Here is a 4,292-nt window from a genome sequence, read left to right on the forward strand (position 1 = left end):
ACAGGAGCAGACTGCCGAGGCGCCGACCTCACCGCATCAAGAACTGAGCACGTTCATCCGTACGCGGCTGTGTACGTTCACGTGTACGCCGACACGCGGAGGTGCGGGACGAAGCAGTGACACTCTGGACCGCCGGACACGCGGCCACGGCAACCGCGCTGACCTGGGTTTGGTACCTCCTGTCGACATCGCCCGACGCCAGGGTTCAGCTTGCCGCGGAGCTCAACCTTGTACTCGACGGGCGTCCCCCGACCTATGACGACTACGAGAAGCTTCGCTGGACTCAGCAGATCGTCAGGGAAGCCCTGCGGCTCTACTCGCCGGCATGGATGATCCCGCCGAGGGTGGCACGGGACGGGGCCGCCCTGGGAGGAGTCCCTATCCCGGCCGGGACGACGCTCTGGTGCAGCCCATGGGTGACCCACAGGGATGCCCGCTGGTTCCCCGACCCCATAGCCTTCCGCCCTGAACGCTGGGACGCGCACGCTCAACAGAGCGTGCCTCCGCAAGCCTGGTTTCCGTTCGGAGGCGGCCGGCGCGGCTGCCTCGGTGCACGGTTCGCCCTGGTGGAGGCAACACTTGTAGTCGCGACACTGGCCCAGCGCTTCCACGTGGACATCGCCCCACACAAGCCGGCTCTCACGGTCGGCCTACAACTCCATCCCTCCACACCACTGCACGCCACACTGCGAGCCCGCTCCCACCGGCCGGACCGTCTCGCTGACCCTGCTCCTGCCGAAGGGGCAAGTTAGGGTCTGTCCGAGGAGTCGCGGGACGGGTCTAGCGAAGTCGGCATCCTGCCGTCCCCGCCCAGATGCGCCACCAGGAACTGCCGGGCTGGCGGCCACGTGACCTCGCGAGCCCGGTTCCTAGCGTCCGGCCCCCTTGCCCCCGCTCCTCATCGTCTTTGTCTTGAGCAGTGAGAGTGCCTGGTTAAGGTCAAGCGAGTTCAAGTCGCCCAGGACGGGGTTCGTGAACGAGTTCAGGGGGAGCTTGATGGCCGCATGAGCGGTGGGTGCGGTGGCACCAGCGGCCAGAAGCACCAAGCTGACGGTCGTGACGTAACGCAGGTGAGCACGCATACAGCAGTCCCTTCATGTCTGGGAGCACGTGGAGCCGCTCCACGAGTGACAACGCGCCAGCCGGTGGGAGGTTCTGCCACTAGCTGCTGGAGTGGGGCGGCTCGCCTACACATTCACGCTAGGCAGCTGCCCATTCGAGTCCGAGGTCGGCCAGCTGCGCGAGTTTGTCGGTGGGGAGCTTCGCGCGGCGCCCTTTCTGGTTCATGATCCAGACTCCGAGCTTGACGGAGTGCTCCTGGCCGTCGACCTCGACCGCCTCTACATGGGTTCTGGGGAGGGTCACCGAGCCCGTACGGGTCTTGTACTGCGCCAGGGCCGCAACGCCCTTCTCGAAGGCCCCCATGGGCGCCGTGGACGGCTTCGTGGGCGTCTCCGGCTCCGGGGCGATCGGCGTGATGCCGATCGCCTCGAGGCGTTCGCGTTGCCCGTCTGTCAGGGCCTGCCAGACCTCCGGTTTCCGCTGCCGGGCCAGCCATTTCCCGATGTCCATGCCGTGGACCGTGAACCCGGGCAGCACCTCGGTCTCACCGGCCTGTCCGTCTTCGTCGGCCACGAGTTCGCGTAGTGCGGCGTAGTGGCGTTGCCAGTCGGCCGGCCACACCGGGTTGATGATCTGCGGGTTTTTGTCGGTGGTGGTTCGGCATTGTGATGTCAGTGGGTGAGTATCGAACTCTCTGCTGTTCAGTGGGTTTTCGTGGGTTGTCTTGGCTGCTGTCAGGGATGCCGATGTGGTGCTGACGTTTTTGCTGATGATGCGGGTCATTTGGTTGCTGGTCGGTATGGCGTGAGAAGTGTTGTCGCTGGTCAGAGCTGTGATGGCAGGGGCTGGGTGCTGACAGTTGGGACAGGGTCCGCTGGTGTCGCCTTCTACCGGTGGCCGAGTGTGTAGCGGATTCCTGCTGTGGTGAGGCGGAGTTGTTCGCCGTCCTGGACGGTGATGAGGGGGAAGAGCGGGCCGCCCGGGGCACGGTTTTTGAGCTGTCCGTGGATGCCGGCGGCGTGTATGAGGCAGCGCGCCCAGGTGGGGAGTGGGTAGAGCCGGCATCTGCGGTGGGTTGTGCTGTCGTGGATTTTGACGGCGGTCGCTGTTTCGTTGATGTCGATTCCGCGGATCAGCGCGAGCCGGTTGATGTCTGCCCCGGTGACCGCGTGGATGGTCAGGGCTGTCGCGTGCAGGGGGTGCGCCACGGTGTTCAGCCGGGTGGCGAGGACGTCTGCCGGTGTGCGGCTCTGCCCTCGCGCGGGCGGTGTGCCGCTCTTCGTGGAGGTGAGTTCGGGTGCGCCCGGGCATCCGGCGCGTTTAGGACGGTCTGTCACCACGCCGTCCGGCCATGCCGGGGAGTTGATCCACTGCGCGTCGTCCGGGCTGGAGGCTGGTTCGGTGGGCCATTGTTGTCCGGTGCTTCGCGTGCTGTCTGGGGAGCGTTCCGTGCGGGCCAGGGCCACACGGGCTTGGGGGAGGGTGTCGATGAGGCGGTGCGGGGTCTGTTCGAGGAGCGTGTTCAGGGCGGGGCTGGCGGGCCGGTGCCAGAGGAGGGTGAGGTGGATGCCGCAGCGTTCGTGCAGTGCGAGCAGTTGTCCGAAGCGGGCGTGTGTGAGGCGGTCGGTGCGGCAGATGATGAGATGCTGGATGTGGTGGGTGAGGATCCAGGTGGCGACAGCGTCCCAGGCGGGGCGTTGGGAGTCGGCCCAGGTTCCGTAGGTTTCTCCGTCGTGGGGGAGCCGTTTGCCCAGGGCGTAGAGCACGTCGTGGGCGAGGGCGGCGGGTGCTCCGTTGGCAGGGCTGGGGTCTACGGTCAGACGGCCTATAGCCGGGTCGTGTGCGGCATGAGCGGCGGCCGTCCATGCGGGGTGGTCGGCTTTGTCGATGAGGACGGTGACGGCCGGGAGGCCGTCGGCTGTCATCACATGCCGCCGATTTTGCTGTAGACCCAGCGGACGAGGTCTTCGTCGACCTGCTTGAGGTGCAGTTTCTTCATGCCGGACAGGATGTGGGTGGTGATGTTGGCCCAGTTGCGGAAGCTGCCGTGGGCGGCCTGTTTGTCGATCGCGTCGATCAACGTGGTGTCCACGTCCGCCCAGATGGGGTGGAAGGCGGGGATCGTCTCGCGTACTTCGTCTTTGGACATGCGGGTGAACTCCTGCCAGATGAAGATCCTGGAGGCGAGCATGGGTTCGCGGCGCATGTTTCTATCGGCCCGTTTCGGAGCCACCGTATCGGCGAGAACGGGAGCCACTGGCTGAGGCCAAAGAAGCCAGCTACAGGGGCAAGTGGGCAGGTCAGGTCGCCCTTAACCCTCGCGATGAGTGAGGCTGAGGTGGCTCCCGTTTCGGCCGATGAAGTGGCTCTCAAACACCCCGATAGAAACACGGCGCAGGACTTTGTAGCAGCCGTCGCCGCCGGCGAAGATCACGGCGATGTTGGTGCGTTTGTCGTCCCACAGGTGGCGCCAGAACTCGAACCCGGTCTTCTTCATCCACTGCGCCTCGTCGCAGACCAGGACCCGGAACTCCTCGGCGAGTGCCTCCTTGAGGAGGGTGTCGAACTCGATCGGGCGGGCCGGTGGCTCACCCGGCAGCCCCAGTGCCTGGAACAGGCCGTGGCGGATGTCGCGCGGGGTCGGTCCGGCCCGTAATTCCAGGCGGTGGGTGATGTCCGGGGCGAGGTGGCGCAGCGCGGAGTTCACTGACATCGTCTTGCCGGATCCGGCCGGCCCGTAAACGCACATCATGGCCTTGGCCTCGATGACGGCCTCGATGTTGTCCCGGGTGGTCAGCAGTGTGTCGGTACCGACCAACTGGGCCTGCTCCAGGCCCAGGAAGTGGTCTTCGCTCTCGTCGGGCAGCAGTCCGTAGTCCAGGTCAGCGATCATCAGCTTGGTCCTCATCAGCAGTAGGTGTGCGTGCCGTCCTGGGGCGGGCCCAGGTATCGGGCGCGGGGCCGTGCGGAACGAGATCGGGACGGGCCAGCGCGCGGCGGTCCGTCTGCGCCGCCGCGCCCAGTTCTTCCTCTGCCTGCGCAAAGGTCGGGGAGGTGAGAGGGCGGGGCGGGGCGGCGGTGGTGGAAGCTTCGAAGCGCCGGCGGCGCAGCTTCTCCGCAGCCTTCAGATCGGCCTTGAGTCGGCGGGCGGCCGCGGTCCGTTCCGCCTGAACGGCCCGGCTCGCCGCGGCGGCCAGGAACGCCGAGCCGAGGTGGCGGCCGGTGGCGGC

Annotated in this window: 5 protein-coding genes and 1 pseudogene; 1 reads left to right on the top strand and 5 read right to left on the bottom strand. The window is 66.6% G+C overall.

Features of this window, described 5'->3' with window-relative positions; translation table 11 throughout:
* Positions 1-101: 101 nt before the first annotated feature.
* The gene (locus ACZ7NC_RS44620) at positions 102-752 is read left to right on the top strand and encodes a cytochrome P450 (protein ID WP_471497910.1); all 651 of its coding nucleotides are present in this window, start codon (positions 102-104) and stop codon (positions 750-752) included.
* 448 nt (positions 753-1,200) lie between these two features.
* On the opposite strand, the gene ACZ7NC_RS44625 is transcribed toward ACZ7NC_RS44620, so the two are convergent.
* From ACZ7NC_RS44625 to ACZ7NC_RS44645, 5 genes and pseudogenes are all read right to left on the bottom strand, one after another.
* Positions 1,201-1,845 (bottom strand): helicase associated domain-containing protein, encoded by a 645-nt coding sequence (locus ACZ7NC_RS44625; protein WP_471497912.1) that lies wholly within the window; start codon positions 1,843-1,845, stop codon positions 1,201-1,203.
* 104 nt (positions 1,846-1,949) lie between these two features.
* A complete protein-coding gene (locus tag ACZ7NC_RS44630) occupies positions 1,950-2,987 on the bottom strand; it encodes a hypothetical protein (RefSeq protein WP_471497914.1) in 1,038 nt (345 codons plus the stop codon).
* Complete coding sequence (locus tag ACZ7NC_RS44635) at positions 2,987-3,268, bottom strand: hypothetical protein (protein ID WP_471497917.1); 282 nt, start codon at positions 3,266-3,268, stop codon at positions 2,987-2,989. Before ACZ7NC_RS44635 ends, ACZ7NC_RS44630 begins: the two co-directional genes overlap by 1 nt.
* A 105-nt stretch (positions 3,269-3,373) precedes the next feature.
* Positions 3,374-3,955: an AAA family ATPase gene (locus ACZ7NC_RS44640; protein ID WP_471497919.1), complete on the bottom strand. Its 582-nt coding sequence runs from the start codon at positions 3,953-3,955 to the stop codon at positions 3,374-3,376.
* A pseudogene (locus ACZ7NC_RS44645) lies at positions 3,945-4,292 on the bottom strand (ISNCY family transposase); the annotation flags it as partial. The gene ACZ7NC_RS44640 and the pseudogene ACZ7NC_RS44645, both read right to left, overlap by 11 nt.

It is taken from the genome of Streptomyces sp. NPDC111802 (assembly GCF_055634335.1).

What these genes read in the sequence shown, in the direction of transcription:
- ACZ7NC_RS44630 (WP_471497914.1), bottom strand. Translation starts at nt 2,987, where the DNA reads ATGACAGCCGACGGCCTCCCGGCCGTCACCGTCCTCATCGACAAAGCC.
- ACZ7NC_RS44625 (WP_471497912.1), bottom strand. Translation starts at nt 1,845, where the DNA reads ATGACCCGCATCATCAGCAAAAACGTCAGCACCACATCGGCATCCCTG.
- ACZ7NC_RS44640 (WP_471497919.1), bottom strand. Translation starts at nt 3,955, where the DNA reads ATGATCGCTGACCTGGACTACGGACTGCTGCCCGACGAGAGCGAAGAC.
- ACZ7NC_RS44635 (WP_471497917.1), bottom strand. Translation starts at nt 3,268, where the DNA reads ATGCGCCGCGAACCCATGCTCGCCTCCAGGATCTTCATCTGGCAGGAG.